Below are 20,673 nucleotides of genomic sequence, written 5' to 3'. Positions count from 1 at the left end.
TCAGGGCGCGAGTGCGGGCGCGCGAAAGGGATGGAGAGGCCGTTGGGGGAAGTCAAGCGTACGCGCGTGACCCGATGCCACGCTTCGTGCTAAGAGCGGCGTCCCGAACGCCCAGGAGCCGCGAGCGTAAGAGCGATGTCCGCGCCGACCGTCACCGAGAGCCAAGCAGAGGCCCATACCGCGAAGGCGGGGACCGTAGCGAAGGCGGCCAAGCCGTCGCCGCTGCGCGCCGTGCCCGCGGCCTCGCCGCTCGAGGGCATCATGCGCCAGATCGGCCGCGCGGCGCGCGCGTCGGCGCGCATCCTCGCCGTGACGCCCGCCGCCGCCAAGGACGCGGCGCTCGCGTCCATGGCGAGCGCGATCCGCGCCGACACGCAGGCGATCCTCTCGGAGAACGCCGCGGACGTCGAGGCGGCGCGCGCCGCCGGCCAGCCGGCCTCCTATCTCGACCGCCTGGCGCTGACGCCCGAGCGGATCGAGGCGATCGCCGCCGCCGTCGAGGCGATCGCGGCGCTGCCCGATCCGGTGGGCCGCACGCTCGCCACGTTCGAGCGGCCCAACGGCCTCGTCATCGAACGCGTGGCGACGCCGCTCGGCGTCATCGGCGTGATCTTCGAGGCGCGCCCCAACGTCACCGCGGATGCGGGCGCTCTGTGCCTCAAGTCCGGCAATGCCGCCATCCTGCGCGCGGGCTCGGATTCGATCCGCGGCGCCGGTGCCATCGCCGCCGCCATGCGGCGCGGGCTGAAGCAGGCGGGCCTGCCGGAGGACGCGATCCAGCTCGTGCCCTCGAAGGACCGCGCGGCGGTGGGCATGATGCTCGCCGGGCTCGACGGCAACGTCGACGTCATCGTGCCCCGCGGCGGCAAGAGCCTCGTCGCGCGGGTGCAGGCGGACGCGCGGGTGCCGGTCTTCGCGCATCTGGAGGGCATCTGCCACGTCTACGTCCATTCGGCGGCCGACCTCGACATGGCCGCGGCGATCGTGAAGAACGCCAAGCTGCGCCGCACGGGCATCTGCGGCGCCGCCGAGACGCTGCTCGTCGATCGCGCCTGCGCGCCCACGCATCTCGCGCCCCTCGTGACGATGCTGCTGGACGCGGGCTGCGTCGTGCGTGGCGACGAGGCGACCCGCGCCGTCGATCCGCGGGTCGAGGCGGCGCGCGAGGAGGATTGGCGCACCGAATATCTCGACGCGATCATCTCGGTTCGCGTCGTCGACGGCATCGAGGAGGCGATGCGCCACATCGCGACCTACGGCTCGGGCCACACGGAATCGATCGTCACCGACGATGGGGCGGCGGCGGAGCGCTTCCTTGCAGAGGTCGATTCGGCCATCGTGATGCACAACGCCTCGACCCAGTTCGCCGACGGCGGCGAGTTCGGCTTCGGGGCCGAGATCGGCATCGCCACCGGGCGCATGCACGCGCGCGGGCCGGTGGGCGTGGAGCAGCTCACCTCCTTCAAGTACCGCGTGCGCGGCACGGGCCAGACGAGGCCGTGAGACGCGCGTGATCGCCGCATGATCCGCCTTCCGCCGGCCGCGGCCGGCATGCGCATCGGCCTGTTCGGCGGGTCCTTCGACCCGCCGCATGCCGGCCACCTGCATGTCGGACGCATGGCGCTCCGGCGCCTTCGCCTCGATCGGCTCTGGTGGCTGGTGACGCCCGGCAATCCGTTGAAGGAGCGCGCGGGCCTGCCCTCGCTTCCCGAGCGCATGGCGATGGCGCGCGGCCTCGCCCGCGATCCGCGCATCGCCGTCACCGGCTTCGAGGCCGAGCTGCCCGCGCCCTACACGATCGAGACGATCCGCTATCTCCAGCGCCGGCTGCCGGGCGTGCGCTTCGTCTGGATCATGGGAGCCGACGGTCTCGCGAGCTTCGATCGCTGGCAGGATTGGCGGGAGATCGCCGCGCGCGTGCCCATCGCCGTCATCGATCGGCCGGGGCGCACGCTGACGGCGCCGGCCTCGCGTGCCGCGCGGGTGCTCGCTCCCGCCCGCCGGCCCGAGCACGCGGCCGCGGCTCTCGCGGACATGTCCCCGCCGGCGTGGATCTTCCTCCACGGCCGCCGCTCGCCGCTCTCCTCGACCGCCCTGCGCGCGCTCCGCGCGGGGAGCGGAGCATCGCGCTCCGGCTGAGGCGGCGTTCGCGAGCGCGCACACGATCTCGCGCCTCGTGCCCTTCGCGTGCGCGCTCGCCCGTGCTTATCTGGGACCGTCCCCCTCCGAGAACGACGAGAGAGCGCTCCCCACATGCCCGTTCCGTCCACCTCCGCCGCCGCCGCCTTCGCCGACGAGACCCGCATCGCCCGCATGGTCGAGGACGTCTGCGCGTGGGCGCGCCACGAGAGCCCCACGGACGACGCCGCCGCCGTCGACGGCATGATGGACCTCCTCGTCGCCGGCCTCGACGGCGATCCCGTCACCATCGAGCGCATTCCCGGCCGCGACGGCCTCGGCGGCTCCGTCATCCTGCGCGCCGGCCCGGCGACGAGCGAGAAGCCGGCGCTCGTCCTCTCCCATCTCGACACGGTGCATCCGATCGGCACGGCGGCCTCGGACCTGCCGGTGCGCGTCGAGGGCGATCGGCTCTACGGGCCCGGCGTCTACGACATGAAGGGCGGCGCCTATCTCGCGCTTCAGGGCTTCCTGGAGGTGGCGCGCCGCGGCACCGCCAAGCGGCCCATGGTCTTCCTGTTCACGCCGGACGAGGAGATCGGCTCGCCCACGACGCGGGCGCTGATCGAGCATCTGGGCCGCGACGCCGCCGCCGTGCTCGTCACCGAGCCCGCCCGCGACGGCGGCAAGATCGTCACCTGCCGCAAGGGCGTCGGGCGCTTCGACGTGCATGTCGAGGGTCGCCCCGCCCATTCCGGCTCGCGCCATCCCGACGGGCGCAACGCCATCTACGAGGCGGCGCGGCAGATCTCGGCCATCGAGGCGATGACGGACTATTCCCGCGGCATCACCACGACGGTGGGCCTGATCAAGGGCGGGACCGCGATGAACACGATCCCGCAGCATTGCCGTTTCTCCATCGACCTTCGCGTCGAGACCGCGGCGGACGGCGAGGAGCTCTCCGCGAAGATCCTCGCCCTCGCGCCGCAGAAGCCCGACTTCCGCGTCACCGTCACCGGCGGCATGAACCGCCCGCCCTTCGAGCGCACCCCCGAGGTCGCCGCCCTGTTCGACACCGCGAGCGCTCTCGCCTCCGAGATCGGCTTCACGCTGGTGGAGACCGAGCGCACCGGCGGCGGCTCGGACGGCAACTTCACCGCCGGCCTCGGCGTGCCCACCCTCGACGGCCTCGGCATCGACGGCGACGGGGCCCACACGCTCGCGGAATACGGGCTCGTCTCGTCGCTGGGACCGCGGGCGATGCTGGCGGCGCGGCTCTTGGAGACCGTCTGAGGTCGGCCTCACGCGCCGAGCCGCGGCTCGACGAACGCGTCCCAGGCGTCGAACGGCGTGAGCGCCGCCGTCGCTGCGCTCTCGACGGCGAGCGCCGGCTCGGGGGGCGGCTGGTGGAAGAAGCCCGCCGCCCAATCAGGCGTCTCGGCGTCGCCGCGCGGGGGCGCGTCGCCGGTGAGCAGCGCGTAGAAGCGCCCGCCGTCGAGGCAGCCCTCCGCGAAGGCGCGCGACGGGCTCTGCCCGGCGAGCACGAGCTCGACGCCGAAGAGCCCGCCGTCGAGCCCCGTCAGCGCGGAGAACGCGCCCTCCTGCACGCTCGCGAGCGCCTCTTCGTTGAGCGGCCCCGTCTTGCGCTTGGCGACGAGGGTGATTAGCGTCGCGAGGAACCCTACGAGATAGGGGTCGAGCCAGACGGAGTCCGAGGTGTCCTCGACGTCTCCGAGCCCCGCCAGCCGGTCGAGACCGCCGAGACGCCCCAGCGCGCCGAGCCCGACGGCCGTCGTCGGCTCCCGCGTGCCCGCATCCGCGCGCCGCGCGGCGAGCCTGGCCTGCGAGCGCGCGACGAAGGGCGAGAGCAGCGACACCGCCGCCCGCCGGCCCGCCCGCACCTTCCACAGATCGAGGAGGCCGAAGGCGAGCATGGGCGGGCACTCCCCTCAGAGGTCCGCGCGCACGGCAGGGGCCGGCACAGAGGGCGCGGGGAGGGCGGGCCCGTGAGCGACGACGTGCCCCCGCCCTCGCGGCTGCCGCCGCCGCCGGACTTCGACGCCCTCACGGCGGCGGCGCCCTCCACGGCGGACCGGCGCACGGAGGTCCTGGCGCTGATCGGGCATCTCGTGTTCTCCTGGTCGAACAACGAAAGCTTGTTCATCTACGTGCTGATGCTGCTGCTGGAGACCGACGAGGTCTCCGCGGCCATCGTCTTCGCCACGCTGAACACGACGAGGGCGCGTCTCGACCTCGTCCAGCGGCTCGCCAAGGCCAAGCTGCGTGACCCGGCGCTGGCGCGCGAGCTCGACGCGCTGGTGGCGCGCTTCTCCAAGCAGACGAAGCTGCGCAACGACCTCAATCACTGCATGTACACGGTGGACGAGGAGGGCGTGATCGCGCGCACGCAGCTGATGAAGCTCGAGGAGCGCGGGGGACGGCTCTCCTTCGGGCGCGTGCGCGCGATGGACCGCGCGCGGCTCGACGAGATGGCCGAGGCGGTCCGCGAGCACGGCGCCCTCAATCGCGATCTGTGGGCTCTGCTGCCCCGTCTGGAGGCGCATCTCGCCGCACGCGCGACGCCGCGTCGCTCTCCCCCGGCCTGATCGGGGGGACGAGGCGCGCGAGGAGCGCCTCGAAGCGGGCGGAGGCGCCGGGCGCGGCGTGCCGCGCGGCCGCGTCCTGGAACAGCTCGACCTGGATCTCGGCCCATTTGCGGCGGGGACGGTCCGTCATGACGCGCAAGCCTCCCTCTCAGCCGCCCGCGGCCCAGGCGCCGAAGCTCCGGGTCGTGTCGTAGCGATGCGGCCGCTCGGGCCGGCGCACCGTGCGCTCCCGGCCCTCGGTCTCGCTCTCCTCCTCCTCGTCGAAGGTCATGCGGGGTCCGCCCTGCGGACCCGGCTCGGGCGTCGTGGCCGCCAGCCTGTCGCGGAAGCGCTGCGACATCAGCCAGGTCGTGCGGCTGGAGACGCCGAGGATGCGGTGGAGCTTGTTGACGCTCACCGGCGGCTCGCAGGCGTGCAGGAGAAAAAGCGCCTGCAGCCACAGATGCAGCGGCACGTGCGTCGATTCCAGCATCGTGCCGAGCTTGACGTTGAAGGGCTTGCGGCAGGCGTAGCACTTGTAGGCGCCGGGCCGTGGTTCCTTGCCCGCGAGACGCCCGACGCGATCCCCGCGCCGGCAATGCGGGCATACCGGACCGTCCGGCCACACCCTCGCCTCGACGAACCGATAAGCAGCTTCCTCGTTGCAAAACGCCGGATCGCTCGAGATGTGCATGCTCTACTCCCTGCTGGAGCGACAGGTATTCGATCCGCCCGATTGTGCCCCCGTTGTCCTGATTGATTGATTATTGCGGTACATGAAGTACCCGTACGAAAGGTATCATGAAAACCTTGAAAAGCAAAGTCTTTCCCGTTTATTAAGCGTTGTTCTCAAAAATCAGGGCGGATCAACTTCGCGTGATCGAAGTGGAGGTCCGCGCCCGCGTGCGGTAGCGGGCGCGGACGGTTCGGGTGGTCAGGTCTCGCGGAAGGCGCGGGCCATGCTGTCCCGCAGAGGTCGGATCAGGTACTCGAAGAAGGTCCGCTCCGCCGTCTCGATGTAGACCTCCGCCGGCATGCCCGCTGTCGGCTCGAAATGCGGGATGCGCGCGACGGAGGCATCATCGAGGGCGATGCGCACGACGTAGAGATCGCCCTCCGAGGCGACCCCCGGCCGCTCTTCCGGGAGGGCGTCGGCGGAGAGATAGATCACCTCGCCCGCGACCATGGGCGTGGTGCGCTGGTTGAGCGCGGTGAGGCGCACGGACGCCTGCTGGCCGCGTCGCACGCTGTCGACGTCGCGGGGACGCACCCGCGCCTCGATCAGGAGCGGTTCGTCGATCGGTACGATCTCCATGACGTTCTTGCCCGCCTCGATGACGCCGCCGGCCGTGTGGTAGCGCAGCTTGACGACGATGCCCTCGACCGGCGCCGTGATGCGGATACGCTCGAGGATGTTCTCGGCGGAGCGGATGCGCTCGCGCAGGTCGCTCATCTCGGCATGGACCTGCTGGAGCTCCTCGACGGCGGCCTTCACGGCGGCGTTGCGCAGCGCGTTGATCTGCTCCTCGCCGCGCGCGATGCGCTCGCGGGCGTCCCCCATGTCGCCGATGAGCCGCCCGATCTCGCCGTGCATGCTCGCACGCGCGCGCTGGATCGCGAGCACTTCGGGGCGTCGCACGAGGCCCTGGCGCAGCAGCGTCTCCTTGTCGGCGAGCTCCTCCTCGAAGAAGGCGATCTGCTCCTCCACCGAGCTGATCTGCACCTCGTTGCCGGTGACGCGCTCCTGCAGCGCGTCGACGCCGCGGGTGAGGGTCGCGATCTCGCTGTCGAGATGGCGCTTGCGAGCCGAGAAGGTGAGGCGCTGGCGCTCGATCATCTCCGCGACGTCGGGGTCCTGCGCCTTGGCGAGGAGGACGTCCGGGAACGCGATGTCGGGCAGGCCCTCGATCTCGGCGACGAGGCGCGCCTCCATGGCGAGCGTGCGCGCGAAGCGCAGCTGCAGGCGCCGCAGCTCCGCCTGCGGTGCGGTCTCGTCGAGGATGACGAGCGTGTCGCCCGGCATGACGTGATCGCCCTCGCGCACGACGATCTCCTTGATGACGCCGCCCTCCAGGTGCTGGACGGTCTTGTTCGACCCGGTCGTGACGAAGACGCCGGTCGCCACCACCGCGCCGGCGATCGGCGCGGAATTCGCCCACACGCCGAAGGTGAGGAAGGTGGCGAAGAGGGTGACGATGCCGGCGATGGTCGCCCCGCGCGCGCTGCGCGGGACGTTGGCGTACCAGTCGCGGGTCGGCATCGTCTGCATGGCTCGTGCGCTCACGTCTCGTCCTCCACTCGATGGCTTACGTCTTCGATCGTGCGTCCTCAGTCCTCGATCAGCGGCGTGCCGTCTCCGCCGATGACACGCGGCTCGTCCGTCTTCTTGCCGAAGATCAGCGGCAGCATCTGGTCGCGCGGCCCCAGCGCCTTCACGTTGCCCTCGTGGAGGATCATGATCTTGTCGACGCTCTTGAGCAGCGACGGCCGCTGCGTGATCGCGACGACGGTGATGCCGCGGCTCTTGGCGCGCACCAGCGCCTTGGCCAGCGCCCGCTCGCCGTTGGTGTCGAGGTTCGAGTTCGGCTCGTCAAGGACGACGAAGCGCGGCTCGCCGAAGAAGGCGCGGGCGAGCCCGATGCGCTGCTTCTGCCCGCCCGACAGGGGCGAGCCGTCCATGGCGATCGCCGTCTCGTAGCCGTGCGCGAAATGGGAGACCATTTCGTGGACGTCGGCGAGCTCGGCCGCCTCGAAGACCTGCGCGTCCGTGGCGTCCTCGCGCATGCGGGCGATGTTCTGCTTGATGGTGCCGGGGAAGAGCTGGACGTCCTGCGGCAAGTAGCCGACGCTCTCGCCGAACTGGCGCGGGTCCCAGTTGCGCAGCTCCATGTGATCGAGCCGCACGTTGCCCGCCGTCGGCACGATGGAGCCCACCAGCATGCGCGCGAGTGTCGACTTGCCGGTGCCGGAATTGCCGACGATGGCGAGGCTCTCGCCGGGCTCGAGCGCGAAGGAGACGCCGTTGAGGATCACCTTCTTGTTCGGTGGCGGGACGTAGAGGATGCGCTCGACGACGAGCTTGCCCGTGGGCCGCGGCAGGCGCAGGCGCTCCTGGTTGAGCGGCGAGGATTGAAGCAGGGCCCGGATGCGGGCGTAGGAGGAGCGCGCCGCGACGAAGTTCTTCCAGCCCTCGATCGTGCCCTCCAGCGGCTGCAGAGCGCGGCTCGCGACGATGGAGGCCGCGATGATCATGCCGCCGGTGAGGTCGCCCTCCAGCGCGAGAAAGGCGCCGAAGCCCAGGATCGCGACCTGGGTCGTCAGGCGCACGAATTTCGAGATGCCGCCGAGCAGGATGTTGCGGTCCTGCGCCAGCACCTGCGCGGTGAGGCTCTCCGCCGTCTCGCGGCCCCAGATCGCGACGCCCTCGGGCGTCATGCCCATGGCGTTGATCACCTGGGCATTGCGCGCCATGGCGTCCGCCTGGAGATTGGCGCGGCTCGCATAGGCGTTGGCCTTGGCGAAGGAGAGGGCGGTGACGCGCTGGTTCAGCCCCGCGAGGGTGAACAGGATCAGCCCCGCCACGAGCACGATGAAGCCGAGCTGCGGGTGGATCAGGAAGACGACGAGCATGTAGAGCGGCACGGTGGGGCTGTCGAGCATGGTCAGCAGCACGGGCCCGGTGATGAAGCCGCGCAGCTGCTGGAGATCGCCCAGCACCTGGAACTCGCGCGAGGAGCCGTTCTGCGCCGCCTTCGCCGCCGCCGCGAGGAGCGGCGCGCCGAGCCGGCTCTCGGTCTCGGTGGCGATGCGCACCAGGATCACGCGACGCAGCCCGTCGAGGATCACGTGCGCGGCGACGGCGCCGATCACGATGAGGGTGAGCATGAACAGCGTGTCGAGGCTGCGGCTCGTGAGCACGCGATCGGAGACCTGGAACAGATAGACCGGGATCGCGAGGACGAGCAGGTTCACGACGATCGAGAAGATCCCCACCGTCACGAGGTTGCGCCGCGCCGTGGCGAGGCCGCTCGTGAGGACGGTGCGGAAGTCCATGTCGCGCGAGCGGTTCTGCAGGGGAGGCCCGCCGCCTGCGCCGCCGCCGCCGCCCCCGCCCGACGGCGGAGCGGGGGGCTTGCCGCCGCCGGCGGACGGCCGACGCTCCTCGGTCGTCTTGGCGCGCACGGGCTCGGCAGGCGATTTCTCCATGACGACCGGCTGCGGCTGAGGCGCCTCGGCGCGGGCCGTCGGCTCGACGGGCGGAAGCGGCGGCGCTGCCGGTGCAGGCGGCGCGGGCGGTGCCTTCGTCTCCTGCGGCGGCGGGACGACGCGCAAGGTGGGTGCGGGCGCCTGTGCGGCGGGAGCGGGCGCAGGCGCGGCGGGCGCCTTGGCGAGCGGCATCGCCGCCGGCCCGGCGCCGATGTAGCGCGAGCCGGCCTGGGCCGCGTAGCTCGCCTCCAGCACCCGCAGGCGCCCGCTGAGAGAGGGCTCGGCCGTCGTCTCCCTCGCAGCCTCGGGCTCGGCGGCCGGCGCCGTCGCGGCGACCCGGAGCGGTGTCGCCGGCGCCGCGGCGGTGAGCGCGTTGCCGAGATCCTCGTCGGATGTCTGGTCGGGCACATAGCCGGATTCGCGCAGGCCGAACTCGTCGATGCGATCCATGGAGGTCCCCCCGAAAGCCTGGCTCAGGTCATCACCGAGCCCATCATGTCGCCCTGTCCCGCGATCGGGCCCGCGCCGAAGAGGCCGTCGTCGTCGAAGGGCATGTCCTCGCCGCCGGTGAAGGCGACGAGCTCGGGTGCGAGCCCGTCGTCGTCGTAATCGTCGCCGTCGATCACGATCTCGGCCTGGACGAGGAAGTCCTCCTCGTAGATGCCGCCGCCGACGTGGGTCGCCACCGCGGCCTCCGTGTCGACGATGATCGCGGAATTCATCAGCCGGTTGCCGCCCGTCGCGATCCATTGCTCGGCGCCGTCCGCGCCATGGGCGGCGTAGAACGGCAGGATCTGCGCGAGCGCATCGGCGTCGGAGACGACGTTGAGCTGGCTCAAGAGATTGATGTCGTAGTAGTCGCCCGTCACCCACAGGACGCGCATGGAGCCCGACCCGATGCCGTTCACCGCCCACCATTCGGCGGGATCGAGGCTGTCCTCGCTCATGAGCTTGGGCAGGAAGCCGGCGAGCCCGCTGCCGAGGGCCACCATCTCGCCGCCGCCATAGGTGGCGATGAGGGCGTCGTTCGTCAGCTGATTGGCGCTCGTCGAGATCGTTTGACGGCCGAAGCCGCCGTCGTGGCCGACGAGGAGCGCGTCCGAATCGAGCAGGACGTTGGCCTGGACGATCCAGTTGGCGGCATAGTAGTTGCCGCCGATCACGATCAGGTCGTAGTCGCCTCCGAGCTGGGTGAAGTCGAGATAGTTGACGCTCAGGTTCTCTCCCATCCGCACCTGGGAGAAGGCCGAATAGTCCGTCTTCGAGTAGAGATCGTCGTCGATCATGAGGTTGGTCTGGTAGGCGGCCTTGACGTCCCAGAAATCCCCGTCGAGGACGTCGACCGTCCAGCGCATGCCGCCGAAGCCGGGTAGCTCGAGAGCTCCCAGGTCGACGTCGCGCGCGACGAATTCCGCGATGTTGATCACCTCGTTGCGCTCGGTCGCATCCGGCACGGAGACGCCGGCGAGCCCGGCGAGGTGGGACGGCGCGAGCATGCCGAACTGCTCGAGGCTGTCGATATCCATGATGGCGTTCACCTGCACGATGGCGTCCAGGCGATAGTGGTCGCCGTAGACGATGGTCTGCAGGGACAGCTCGTTGAGATCCTCGATGATCGCCGCGTTGATCGCCTCGTTGGCGCCGAGCTCGGCGTGAGCGCCGGCCGCCTCGTGGCCGTTGCGCTCGTCGGGCATTCCGGCTCGCGGCTCGAGGCTCGGACGCTCCCAATCCTCGTCGACGCGCACGCCGTCGACATGGATGCCCGGCTCGTCGAGATCCGGGTCCATGGTCGTTGCATCGGCATCGTCCGCGCCGTCCTGCTGCGCGAGGTCGGCATCGTCCGCTTCATCCGCCATGGACAGCTTGCGGGCGACGAGCGCGCCTGCGAGATCGTCCTGACCGCGCAGAGGGCGCAGGTCTTCCGGGATCTCGTTTCGCGCGGTCTCGAGGAGATCGGACAGCGCGAGCGCGGGATCGATCCCCAGGAGATCGGCGGCGCGGTTCTCACCCCAGACGAAGGTGTCGGAGTCGTCGATCCGGTTGAGCTGCGTGACCTGCGCGACCGTCGCGCCGGTGGCGTCCTCGCGCACGATCTGGGCTCGATAGAGCATGCTCCCGCTCAGCGGCGGAACCGGGGGGCGAAGGACGGGATCGTCCTGGGGACCAGCCGGTTCGAAGCCGCGCTTCGGCAGCGCGAAGGCGTGCTCCATTCTCATCAGCAGGACCGGCGTCTGCACCGGCGCCAACGGGATCGCACCCCACCAAGGTGTCGCGACGCTCGTCATCGGGTCGATGAGCGGAGCCTCGAGCAGCGCCGGGATCGGTGGCGTGATCTCTTCGGGCGCTCGCGGCGACCAGTCGTCGTCGTAGAGCGTCCAGCTACGGGCCACTTCGTCGATGAGGTGCAGGTAGCCTGCGAAATGCCAGATCGCTTCGGTCGCGCCGGTAGTCGTCACGCTCGACATGACGGAGATCCTCTCTCGGTGCGCCGGATTGCGGGCTGCGCGGCGTCATGCGCAGCGGAGACCGCGCGCGGCACGTCGGCTGCGCACGAAAGGTGGGCCGGACCCGCGCACGAGGCGCGGGTCCGGATCGTGATCACATCACGACGTCGTCGAAGTCGATGTTGTCGCCCGCGACGTTGAAGGTCGCGGAGTTGAACTGGATGTTCGCACCCATCGCGATCGACTGCGTGAAGGCTTCGGCGGAGGCGATGGCGTCGGCCGAGCCGCTGACCGCGGTCGAGCCGTTGCCGCCGACTTCGGACTCGGTCTCGTCCATGTCGACGCGCCCGCCGTCCGCACGCACGGTCTGCGAGAAGCCGCCGGCATCGGGACGATCGTGACCGCCGTAACCGCCGCCGAACGGGCCGAAGTCGTGGCCGCCACCGCCGCCGCCACCGCCGCCGTAGGTCACCGTCGGGCTGTCTACCCGATCCTGGTCGGCCAGGTTCGCCACCTGGTCGAGATTGAAGGCGTTGCCCCCGTCGACGCGCTGATCGACGACATCGGGCATGATGATCGAATCGTCGATGTCCCGGATCGCCTCGATATCGATGACGTCGTCGTCGGTGGGCTCCCAGCCCTCCAGGCCGAGATTGAGGCCGACGTCGACCATGACGCTGACGGTGGTCTCGTTGGTGTTCGTGTTCTCGTTCGTATTCGTGTTCTCGGCTTCGTTCGTGTTGCCGTTGGTGTTCTCGCTGCTGCTGACATTCGTCAGCTCAGCCATGTTGCTGTTGGTGTTGTCGTTACCATTCGTGTTGCCGTTCTCGTTGCCGCTGTAGGACTCCATGCCCATCCAGGCGGCCTGACCCTGCGCCTGGCCTTGGCCCTGCGCCTGACCTTGGAGCTGACCCTGGAGCTGAGCCTGCAGCTCGGCCTGCTTCTGGGCCTGCGTCTGCTCCTGATCGTCGTCGTTGTGATGACCGTGATGGCCGTGATGATTGCCGCTCATGATGAACTCCTGTTCGTTGGGAGCATCGGCACGGCGGACATCCACTCTTCTGTGCGGATGCGCTCACCGAATGCGATGCGGTTTTGATGAAGTCGTGTCTCGACGGTTGAATGATGTTCGAAGCATTCGGCCGTCCGCGTCGCGCGTTCCGCATCGCGCCGGTCGACGGTGGCGGGGGCCGTGAAGAACCGTCTCGTAATGGCTCTGGTGCGGCGCCTCCATATTCAGAGTTGCACTGCGTGCCGCGAAGCGGCACGCGCTCTCCAGGCGAGCGCAGCGGCGCTCGCGCAGGCTCCCGCGGTCTGTGCACGACGAGATCGCGTGCGCAGTCGCGAAGCTCCCGAAAATGTTCGGCAGAGGCGCTCGACGCGCCTAGGAGAAGCGTGCGATCATATGCACGCGGACTGCCTGGTCATTGCCCCCGGCGTCCGGACGAAGTCTTGGAAAGATGCGGCCAGTATCTAGTGCTTACAGCCGTCGTCCCGCCTTCGCCTCATTCGTTACCAAAAGACTAACTTTTCGCCGCGATCCGGTCAATTTGTAGAAGCCTTACCCAGCGGTCAAACTCCTGATCCGGCGGCGCGTCCCTCGCGTAGCGTCGGCGTCGGCTCGCCCAGGCGCCACTGCCCCGTCGGGCTTGCCAGATCGGCGCCGACGCTCGATATCGCGGGCATGAAGCTCGACAAGGCCGCCCGCCGCCTCTCCCTCGACCCGCGAGACCCGGTTTTCTACGCGGATCCCTACCGTGCCTATGCGCGGCTGCATGCGGAGGCGCCCGCCGTGCTCTGGGAGGAGTACGGCCATCCGGTCTTCCTCGCTCACGCGGACGTGAACCGGCTCCTGCGCGACAAGCGTTTCGGGCGCGAGATCCTGCACGTCGCCACCCGCGAGGAGCTCGGCCTGCCCGAGCCCGCGGCGCACACGCCGCGCTTCGACGCCATCGACGCGCATTCCATGCTGGAGCGCGAGCCCCCGGTGCACACGCGCCTGCGCACGCTCGTCAACCGCGCCTTCGTTTCCCGGCGTGTCGAGGCGCTGCGGCCGGCCATCGCCGATCTCGCCCATGCGCTCGTCGACGGCTTCCCCTCGGGCGCGCCGTTCGATCTCCTCGCCGCCTACGCGACGCCGATCCCGGTGCGCGTCATCGCGCGCATGCTCGGCGTGCCGGAAGCCGAGGCGCCGCGCCTTCTGGACTGGTCGCATCGCATGGTGGCGATGTACGCCTTCGGCCGCACCCGCGAGGTGGAGGAGGACGCCGACGCCGCCGCGGGCGCCTTCGCGGACTTCGTCAGGGGACATGTCGCGCAGCGTCGCGGGCATCCCGGCGACGATCTCCTCTCGGTGCTCGTCGCTGCGGAGGAGGAGGGGGCGCGGCTCTCCGAGGACGAGCTCGTCTCCACCGCGATCCTCCTCCTGAATGCCGGCCACGAGGCGACCGTGCACGCGCTCGGCAATGCGGTGCGCACCATCCTCGAGACCTGCGGCGCGACGGGCGTGGACCCGCGCGCCCTCTTCCGCGACGCGGCCACGACGGAGCGCACGGTCGAGGAATGCCTGCGCTTCGACCCGCCGCTGCACATGTTCACGCGCTACGCGCTCACGGACGTCGAGGAGAGCGGCTTCTCGCTGCGCAAGGGCGAGCGCATCGGGCTCGTGCTCGGCGCCACCGGGCGCGACCCGCGCGCCAACCGTGACCCGGATCGCTTCGACCCGGACCGCGAGGCCCCGGCGCACACCGCCTTCGGCGCCGGCATCCATTTCTGCATCGGCGCGCCGCTGGCGCGGCTGGAGATGCAGGTGGCTCTGCCGATCCTCTTCGAGCGCTGCCCGAACCTCGCGCTGGCGGAGCGTCCGCGCGTGCGCGACGCCTACCATTTCCACGGGCTCGAGACGCTGATGGTGCGGACGTGAGAGCGCTCCCGCCCATCGTCTCGCATCATCATTACGAGGCGCCGCTGCCCGAGCGCCACCGCTTCCCAATGGGCAAGTACGGCGCGCTGAGGCGGGCGCTGGAAGCGGAGGGGCTCGTGCCGGACGGCTTCGTGCGCCCCGAGCCCGCCGAGGTCGAAGCGCTCGAGCGGGCGCACGAGCCCGCCTACGTCGAGGCCGTGCTGACGCAGAGCGTCGCCAAGGATGTCGAGCGGCGCATCGGGCTGCCCATCGACGCGGGCGTCGCGCGCCGCGCCCGCGCGTCCGTCGGCGGCACGCTGCTCGCCGCACGGCTCGCGCTCGAGCACGGCTTCTCCGGCTCGACCGCGGGCGGGAGCCACCACGCCCAGCGCGCGACCGGCGCGGGCTTCTGCGTGTTCAACGACGTCGCCGTCGCGGCGCTCGCGCTTCATCGCGAGGGCGCCGTCCGCCGCGCCCTCGTCGTCGATCTCGACGTCCACCAGGGCGACGGCACGGCGGACATCCTCACCGACGAGCCCGATCTCGTGACGCTCTCGCTCCACGCCGAGAAGAACTATCCCGTGCGCAAGATCCCCAGCGACCGCGACGTTCCGCTGCCGGACGGCCTGGAGGACGACGCGTATCTCGGCATCGTCGCCGAGCACGTGCCCGACATGATGGACCGCGTCGCCCCCGACATCGTCTTCTACAATGCCGGCGTCGACCCGCACGTGAACGACCGCCTCGGGCGGCTCGCGCTCACGGACGAGGGCCTCTATCGCCGCGACCGCTTCGTCGTCGCCCAGGCCCGGCGGCGCGCCATCCCTCTCGTCGCGGTCATCGGCGGCGGCTACGGCGAGGACGCGGAGGCCATCGGCAAGCGCCACGCGCTGGTGTTCCGGGCGATGGCGGAGGGGAGCGGGTGAGGGGCGCACGCTCGCTCTCGCCCCCTCCCGTCTCGCTGACGCTCGCCGACCTCCCCTAAGGGGAGATGTCGGGTCGGCGGCCTGCATTGCGGTCGATCAAAGGCGTGACGCCGATACCTCCCCGCAGGGGAGGTGGGCCGAGCGGAGCGAGGACCGGTGGGGGCGAGACGGGCGGAGGTGCATAGCCCCCGTCTTTTCCCGTAAGGAAACGCCCTCCTCTTCAGCCTGGAAACCAAGCGTTAACCATAGGCATTGAAGATCGCCGATGCCGCCGACCGGCGTCGGCGGGCGGATATCGGGGAACGACCATGGGCGAGACGCGCTCTCTGCGGCGACAGGCGCCGCGCGCAGACGCCGTACGGATCGTGCGGCTGTCGGATTACCTCCGGGCCCGGCCGCGCCCCGCTTTGCCCAAGGACGCCCCGCGCGGAGTGATCCTGCTCTTCACCGGGGTGATGTATGAACGCCGCGCGCCAGACGCCGGAGGCGCCCGCGACGCGCCGGACGAGCCGCGGCGGCGCCGGCGCTAGGCGTCCGCTGCTCCTCGCAGCCGTGCTTGCGGCCGTGCTCGGCGCCTGCGCGCCCCGCGGCGATTTCGGCCGCCCGGCGCCGTCCGTCATCGGCGATCGCATCCTGCCCTTCGCCGGGCGCGCCTTCGCGCAGACGCGCGACGAGCCGGCGAGCTGGTCGATCCTCACCGAGGACGAGCGCGAATTGCGCGCGCGTGCCTATCGCTTCCTCATGCCCGCGCACGAATGGCAGGTGAGCGACCGCATCCTCGCCGACCTGATCCGCCACCGCGTCACGCCCGCCCCCCTGCGTCTGGGCCAGCGCCGGAGCTATTGGGACGCGCTGATCTTCTCGCAGGGAGTTTCCCCCGCGCCGCTGTTCCGGCGCATCGCGCAGGACGCCGAGCAGGACCGCGCGCTGATCCCCCTCGTGCGCGAGGTCGCCGAGCGCGTGCTCGCCGCCGACGAGGCGCGCCTGCGCTTCCTCCTCCACGTCCAGGTGCTGGTGGAGAGCCAGGCCGAGCAGGCGGCGCTGCGCGTCGCCGAGAACCGCTGCCTCATCGCCTGGGTGCGCTCGGAAGCCCGCGAGCGGGCGCTGCGCTACCGCTACGCGCTCGAGCGCCTCGCCATCGAGGCGCCCCAGCGCTCCGCCATCGAGCCCGAGCGCGCGCTGGCCGCGCTGGACGCCACGATCCCGACCCTCGACACGCTCCCCGTCGGCGAGCTCGGCGCCTGCGCCGAGGCGATCCGCACCCCGCACCACCGCCTGACGCCCGCCTCCGCCGCCGCCTCGCCGCGCCCCGAGGCGCCGAGCATCCCGGCGCGGGACGCGCCCCCGCCGGAGGGGGTGATGCTGTTCAAGCGGTGAGCTAGATCTGGGCGGCATCGGCGTCGCACCGTGACGGGAGAGGATTCCTTTCCCGCGGCTCGTGCGTTGTCGGGGGCCGCGCCGTGCGGTGGGACGTGAGAGGCTTACGTGACGACCCCCCAGATCCTCGTCCTGGCGATCCTCGCCTGCGCCGTCGCGCTCTTCGTGTGGGGCCGCTGGCGCCACGACATGGTGGCCGTGGCCGCCCTCGTCGCCTGCGTCGCGGCGGGTCTCGTCTCGGCGGATGCGGCCTTCGCCGGCTTCGGGCATCCGGCGGTCGTGACGGTCGCGTGCGTGCTCATCCTCTCGCGCACGCTCCAGACCTCGGGCGCGGTCGAGCTCCTCACGCAGCGCGTGCTGCCCGCCGACATGGGCGCGGCGCGCGCCGTGGCCACGGTGACGGCGCTCGGCGCCTTCCTGTCGGCCTTCATGAACAATGTCGGCGCGCTCGCGCTGCTGATGCCGCTCGCGCTGCAGATCGCGGGAAAGCGCGGCCTGCCGCCCTCGCGCGTGCTGATGCCGCTCTCCTTCGGCTCGATCCTGGGGGGTATGACGACGCTCATCGGCACGCCGCCGAACCTGATCGTCGCGGGTTTTCGCGCGCAGGCGACGGGCTCGGGCTTCGGCATGTTCGACTTCACGCCGGTGGGCCTCGCGGTGGCGCTCGCGGGCGTCGTCTTCGTCGTCCTCCTCGCCGTGCGCCTCGTGCCCGACCGCAAGCGCGCCGGCGCGGACAGCTTCGAGACCGAGGCCTACATGACGGAGGCCCGCATTCCCGAGGGCGCGGAGGCCGCGGGCAAGACGCTGCGCGAGATCGAGGCGGCGCTCAAGGAGGCGGACGCGCAGGTCGTGGGCCTCGTGCGCCACGAGGTCCGCCTCGCCGCGCCCAACCCGTGGCGCAAGGTGCGCGAGGGCGACATCCTGGTCATCGAGGCCGAGCCGCAGGCGCTCGCGGGCGCGCTCTCGCGGCTCGGCCTCGTGCTCGAGGAGGAGATGCGCGGGCGCGAGGAAGGCAGCGAGGAGAGCGGCGAGGAAGCGGGCGGGGAGACGCAGGATGCCGACGAGGCGTCCGCCCGCCAGCCCGTCGAGGACGAGGGCGTCACCTTCGCCGAGCTCGTGGTGCTGCCCGGCTCCGGGCTCGCCGGGCGCTCCGCGCGGGACCTGAAGCTGCGCACCCGCCACGGGCTGAACCTGCTCGCGGTCTCGCGCCAGGGCGAGCGCTCGCGCGCGCGGCTTCGCACGATGATGCTGCGCGCGGGCGACGTGCTGCTGATGCAGGGCGCGCCCGAGCGCGTGGCGGAATTCGCCGGCGCCATGGGCGCGGCGCCGCTGGCCGAGCGCCCGCTGACGATCCCCAACCGGCGCGACATCGCGCTCTCGCTCACGATCTTCGCCGCCGCCATCGCGGCGGCCGCCTTCGGCATCGTGCCGGCGGCGATCGCCTTCGCGGCGGGCGTGCTCGCGGCCATGGCGACGCGGGTCGTCGCGCCGCGCTCCGTCTACAACGCGGTGGACTGGCCGGTGATCGTGCTGCTCGGCGCGCTCATCCCCGTCGCCGGCGCCATGGAGACGACGGGCGCCGCCGACCTCCTGGCGCGCGGCCTCCTCGACGTGGTGGCGCAGGGCAACGGCATCGTCGCGCTCGTGCTGATCCTCGTCGTGACGATGACGCTGTCGGACTTCATGAACAACGCCGCCACCGCCGCCGTGATGGCCCCCGTCGCCATCGGCGCCGCGCACGGCCTCGACGCGAGCCCCGACCCCTTCCTGATGGCGGTCGCGGTCGGCGCATCCTGCGCCTTCCTCACCCCCATCGGCCACCAGAACAACACCCTCATCCTCGGCCCCGCGGGCCTGAAGTTCGGCGACTACTGGAAGCTCGGCCTGCCGCTGGAGGTTCTGGTGGTGGCGGTCTCTGTGCCGATGATCCTGCTGGTTTGGCCTCTATGAGAGACGAGGCCTCGGCGTGCCGGAACGCGCGCCGAGGCCTCTGGATCGGTCGGTTACACGGGCTGCGTCAATCCGTCAGCACCGCCTCGCACAGGAGCGACCAGCCGGACGACGCGGCCGGCTCCTCGGCCATGCCGACCTCGCCGCAATGGTCGAGGACGAGGGCGCGCTGGGCGGGGTCCATCTGCGCGAAGGCGTTCTCCAGCTCGCGCTGGGGGATCAGCTCGGTGCGGGACGCATCGGTGAAATAGCCCTGCGTGAGCGCGTCGAGCTCTTCCTGGCTCGCACCGCTCGCATCCTGGGCGAGCGCCGGGCCGGCGAGGAGAGCGGCGGCGGCGAACGTGGCGAGGGTGATCTTGCGGATCATGGCGTGTCTCCCTGTGGTCTCGGATTGTCGTCTTGCGTTGCGAGCGCGAATGCATCCCCCGCCGCTCGGGTTCCCGCGCATGCCGCCTTCGGCTGTGCGGGCGTCAGCCGCGGGCGCGCGTCGGATGACGCAGAGCGAGCGCGAAGCGGGCGATGCGCAGGGCCTCGCCGGGGCGGCGCGCGACCAGCGCCTCGCGCACGCGCCAGCGCAGGCCGCGGGCGAGCGCGGGGCCGAGCCCGATGGGCGCCCCGCGCCGGGCCGCGGCGATCAGCATCGCCCGGATCCGCGCGTCGGTGACGATGTCGCCCACGCCGTATTTCGAGGCGAAGGCGCGGCGCAGGATCAGGCGCTCGTCGGGCGTCAGCGGCGCGGCGGCGTTCGTGCCCGGCGTGTCCGTGCCGTGCATTTCGGCGGCGGCGTCGAGATCGCTCAGCGCCTCGTCCCACAGGCGCTTGCGCATCATCACCACGGCGCGCTGGAGGAGCGCGCGACGCGTGCCGGCACCGTCGAGCGGACGGGCGCCGCCGGGGAGGCGGGCGCCCGGGAGATACGCGTCGAGCGGCAGGCGCGTGCGGGCAGCGCCGAGGATGCGCCGGTCGGTCGCCATCCATTTCGCGGTCGCCTGATCCGCCGAGAAGCGCTTGGCCGCGCTGCCGCGCATGCCGGCATGGACGCGCTGGAGAAACACGACCGCGTCCGTTCCCACCGCCGGCGCGGCCGCGGCGAGGCGGATCAGCATGTCGTAGTCCTGGCTGCGGTCGAGCGCGGTGTCGAAGGGCCCGACCGCATCGTACAGGCGCTTGCGTACGAGCATGCCCGGCTGGTGGGCGAAGAAGTCCTCCAGCGTGGCCACCAGCATCTCGCCGGGCGCGTGCGGCGGCCAATGGCCGGTATCCAGCACGACCCGCTCGCCGGTGCGCGGATCGTCGCGAAAGCGCAGGTGGCGCCCGTAGGCGAAGCCGGCCTGAGGGTCCTCGGCGAGGAGCGCGGTGAGCCGCGCGAGCGCGTCGGGCAGGACGATGTCGTCGTCGTCGACGATCCACACGAGGGGATGGCTCGCGAGCGAGAGGCCGAGGTTGAGGCTGTCCGCCTTGCCGCTGTTGCGCGGCTTCTCGACGAAGCGCACGTGCTCGCCGAAGCGCGCGACGGTCGCGGCGGTCTCGTCGCCCGAGCCGTCGTCGACGACGATGATCTCGGCCGGCGCGAGCGTCTGCGCCAGGATCGCCTCCAGGCATTGCGCGAGATAGGCCGCCCTCTGGTAGGTCGGCACGATCGCCGTCGTTCGCTCCATGATCGCTGTGCTCCGTCCCGCGCCGTGCCGTCCTGTGCCGTGTCGTGCGGCGGAAACGGGGAGGGGCGGCGAAGGTTCGGGCGAAGAGCGCGCGGCGATCACGGACGCCGTTGACCGCGATCCCGTGATCCCCTATGGCTTTGCGCGCTGGAGCCGTGGCCGAGAGGCTGAAGGCGGCGGTTTGCTAAACCGTTATACGGGCTTAAACCCGTATCGAGGGTTCGAATCCCTCCGGCTCCGCCATTGTTTTTCGCCAAGTCGTTGCATGGCAAGCCTTATTCGGAACCGCTGCTCACGACGGCCCTCAGTCTACCCCACATGACTCGGCGGCTGGCTTTGTACAGCTGAGGACTTGCTCCACCCGGCTCGGTATGGGCGCGGCGAGCCTCAGCCGCCGGTTTCGGGGTCGTGTCCCCGATGGTGGTGTAGCTCGACGGGAGCGGAGCCGTCCGGCCGCGCGCCCTCCATAGCGCCGTAGCGGACGGACGGCTTCGCGGGTGGTCATCG

General features: G+C 71.2%; 16 protein-coding genes and 1 tRNA gene. 9 read left to right on the top strand and 8 right to left on the bottom strand.

Features of this window, described 5'->3' with window-relative positions; all coding sequences use genetic code 11:
• The first annotated feature begins 261 nt into the window (after window positions 1–261).
• From IEX89_RS13875 to IEX89_RS13865, 3 genes are all read left to right on the top strand, one after another.
• Window positions 262–1,503, top strand: coding sequence for a glutamate-5-semialdehyde dehydrogenase (locus IEX89_RS13875; protein ID WP_188914042.1), 1,242 nt, complete (start codon window positions 262–264; stop codon window positions 1,501–1,503).
• A gap of 18 nt (window positions 1,504–1,521) precedes the next feature.
• Window positions 1,522–2,139 carry a nicotinate-nucleotide adenylyltransferase gene (locus IEX89_RS13870; protein WP_188913834.1) on the top strand — a complete coding sequence of 206 codons (618 nt, stop codon included), beginning with the start codon at window positions 1,522–1,524 and terminating at the stop codon, window positions 2,137–2,139.
• Window positions 2,140–2,313: 174 nt separating this feature from the next.
• Window positions 2,314–3,411 carry a M20 family metallopeptidase gene (locus IEX89_RS13865; protein ID WP_188914041.1) on the top strand — a complete coding sequence of 366 codons (1,098 nt, stop codon included), beginning with the start codon at window positions 2,314–2,316 and terminating at the stop codon, window positions 3,409–3,411.
• Between the two features lie 8 nt (window positions 3,412–3,419).
• On the opposite strand, the gene IEX89_RS13860 is transcribed toward IEX89_RS13865, so the two are convergent.
• The gene (locus IEX89_RS13860) at window positions 3,420–4,052 is read right to left on the bottom strand and encodes a hypothetical protein (RefSeq protein WP_188913833.1); all 633 of its coding nucleotides are present in this window, start codon (window positions 4,050–4,052) and stop codon (window positions 3,420–3,422) included.
• A 72-nt stretch (window positions 4,053–4,124) separates the two neighbouring features.
• Between IEX89_RS13860 and IEX89_RS13855 the strand changes: the two genes are divergently transcribed.
• On the top strand, window positions 4,125–4,724 hold the full coding sequence (locus tag IEX89_RS13855) for a hypothetical protein (RefSeq protein ID WP_244645422.1): 600 nt from the start codon (window positions 4,125–4,127) through the stop codon (window positions 4,722–4,724).
• Window positions 4,725–4,872: 148 nt separating this feature from the next.
• Here IEX89_RS13855 and IEX89_RS13850 read toward each other — a convergent pair whose 3' ends face one another.
• From IEX89_RS13850 to IEX89_RS13830, 5 genes are all read right to left on the bottom strand, one after another.
• Window positions 4,873–5,397, bottom strand: coding sequence for a transposase (locus tag IEX89_RS13850; protein WP_188913832.1), 525 nt, complete (start codon window positions 5,395–5,397; stop codon window positions 4,873–4,875).
• Window positions 5,398–5,637: 240 nt separating this feature from the next.
• The gene (locus tag IEX89_RS13845) at window positions 5,638–6,987 is read right to left on the bottom strand and encodes an HlyD family type I secretion periplasmic adaptor subunit (RefSeq protein WP_244645420.1); all 1,350 of its coding nucleotides are present in this window, start codon (window positions 6,985–6,987) and stop codon (window positions 5,638–5,640) included.
• 44 nt (window positions 6,988–7,031) lie between these two features.
• Window positions 7,032–9,359, bottom strand: coding sequence for a type I secretion system permease/ATPase (locus IEX89_RS13840; RefSeq protein ID WP_373290587.1), 2,328 nt, complete (start codon window positions 9,357–9,359; stop codon window positions 7,032–7,034).
• 23 nt (window positions 9,360–9,382) lie between these two features.
• Window positions 9,383–11,374 carry a hypothetical protein gene (locus IEX89_RS13835; protein ID WP_188913831.1) on the bottom strand — a complete coding sequence of 664 codons (1,992 nt, stop codon included), beginning with the start codon at window positions 11,372–11,374 and terminating at the stop codon, window positions 9,383–9,385.
• 133 nt (window positions 11,375–11,507) lie between these two features.
• On the bottom strand, window positions 11,508–12,365 hold the full coding sequence (locus tag IEX89_RS13830; RefSeq protein WP_188913830.1) for a hypothetical protein: 858 nt from the start codon (window positions 12,363–12,365) through the stop codon (window positions 11,508–11,510).
• A gap of 672 nt (window positions 12,366–13,037) precedes the next feature.
• On the opposite strand from IEX89_RS13830, the gene IEX89_RS13825 reads away from it, so the two are divergent.
• From IEX89_RS13825 to IEX89_RS13810, 4 genes are all read left to right on the top strand, one after another.
• Window positions 13,038–14,276 (top strand): cytochrome P450, encoded by a 1,239-nt coding sequence (locus tag IEX89_RS13825; protein ID WP_188913829.1) that lies wholly within the window; start codon window positions 13,038–13,040, stop codon window positions 14,274–14,276.
• Window positions 14,273–15,181: a histone deacetylase family protein gene (locus tag IEX89_RS13820; RefSeq protein ID WP_244645418.1), complete on the top strand. Its 909-nt coding sequence runs from the start codon at window positions 14,273–14,275 to the stop codon at window positions 15,179–15,181. Before IEX89_RS13825 ends, IEX89_RS13820 begins: the two co-directional genes overlap by 4 nt.
• Window positions 15,182–15,640: 459 nt before the next feature.
• Window positions 15,641–16,558: a hypothetical protein gene (locus IEX89_RS13815; protein WP_188913828.1), complete on the top strand. Its 918-nt coding sequence runs from the start codon at window positions 15,641–15,643 to the stop codon at window positions 16,556–16,558.
• 108 nt (window positions 16,559–16,666) lie between these two features.
• The gene (locus IEX89_RS13810) at window positions 16,667–18,508 is read left to right on the top strand and encodes an SLC13 family permease (protein ID WP_188913827.1); all 1,842 of its coding nucleotides are present in this window, start codon (window positions 16,667–16,669) and stop codon (window positions 18,506–18,508) included.
• Between the two features lie 67 nt (window positions 18,509–18,575).
• Here IEX89_RS13810 and IEX89_RS13805 read toward each other — a convergent pair whose 3' ends face one another.
• Both IEX89_RS13805 and IEX89_RS13800 read right to left on the bottom strand, forming a co-directional pair.
• The gene (locus tag IEX89_RS13805) at window positions 18,576–18,875 is read right to left on the bottom strand and encodes a hypothetical protein (RefSeq protein WP_188913826.1); all 300 of its coding nucleotides are present in this window, start codon (window positions 18,873–18,875) and stop codon (window positions 18,576–18,578) included.
• Between the two features lie 103 nt (window positions 18,876–18,978).
• Entirely contained in the window at window positions 18,979–20,166 is a 1,188-nt protein-coding gene (locus IEX89_RS13800; RefSeq protein WP_188913825.1) for a glycosyltransferase family A protein, read from the bottom strand.
• Between the two features lie 149 nt (window positions 20,167–20,315).
• Between IEX89_RS13800 and IEX89_RS13795 the strand changes: the two genes are divergently transcribed.
• A tRNA-Ser gene (locus IEX89_RS13795) sits at window positions 20,316–20,409 on the top strand.
• The last annotated feature ends 264 nt before the right edge of the window (window positions 20,410–20,673 follow it).

Source organism: Salinarimonas ramus, from assembly GCF_014645695.1.
In the GTDB taxonomy this organism is placed as follows: Bacteria; Pseudomonadota; Alphaproteobacteria; order Rhizobiales; family Beijerinckiaceae; genus Salinarimonas; species Salinarimonas ramus.
The sequence above is the reverse complement of the archived record's forward strand: the minus strand, read 5'-3'. Positions and strand labels throughout refer to the sequence as shown.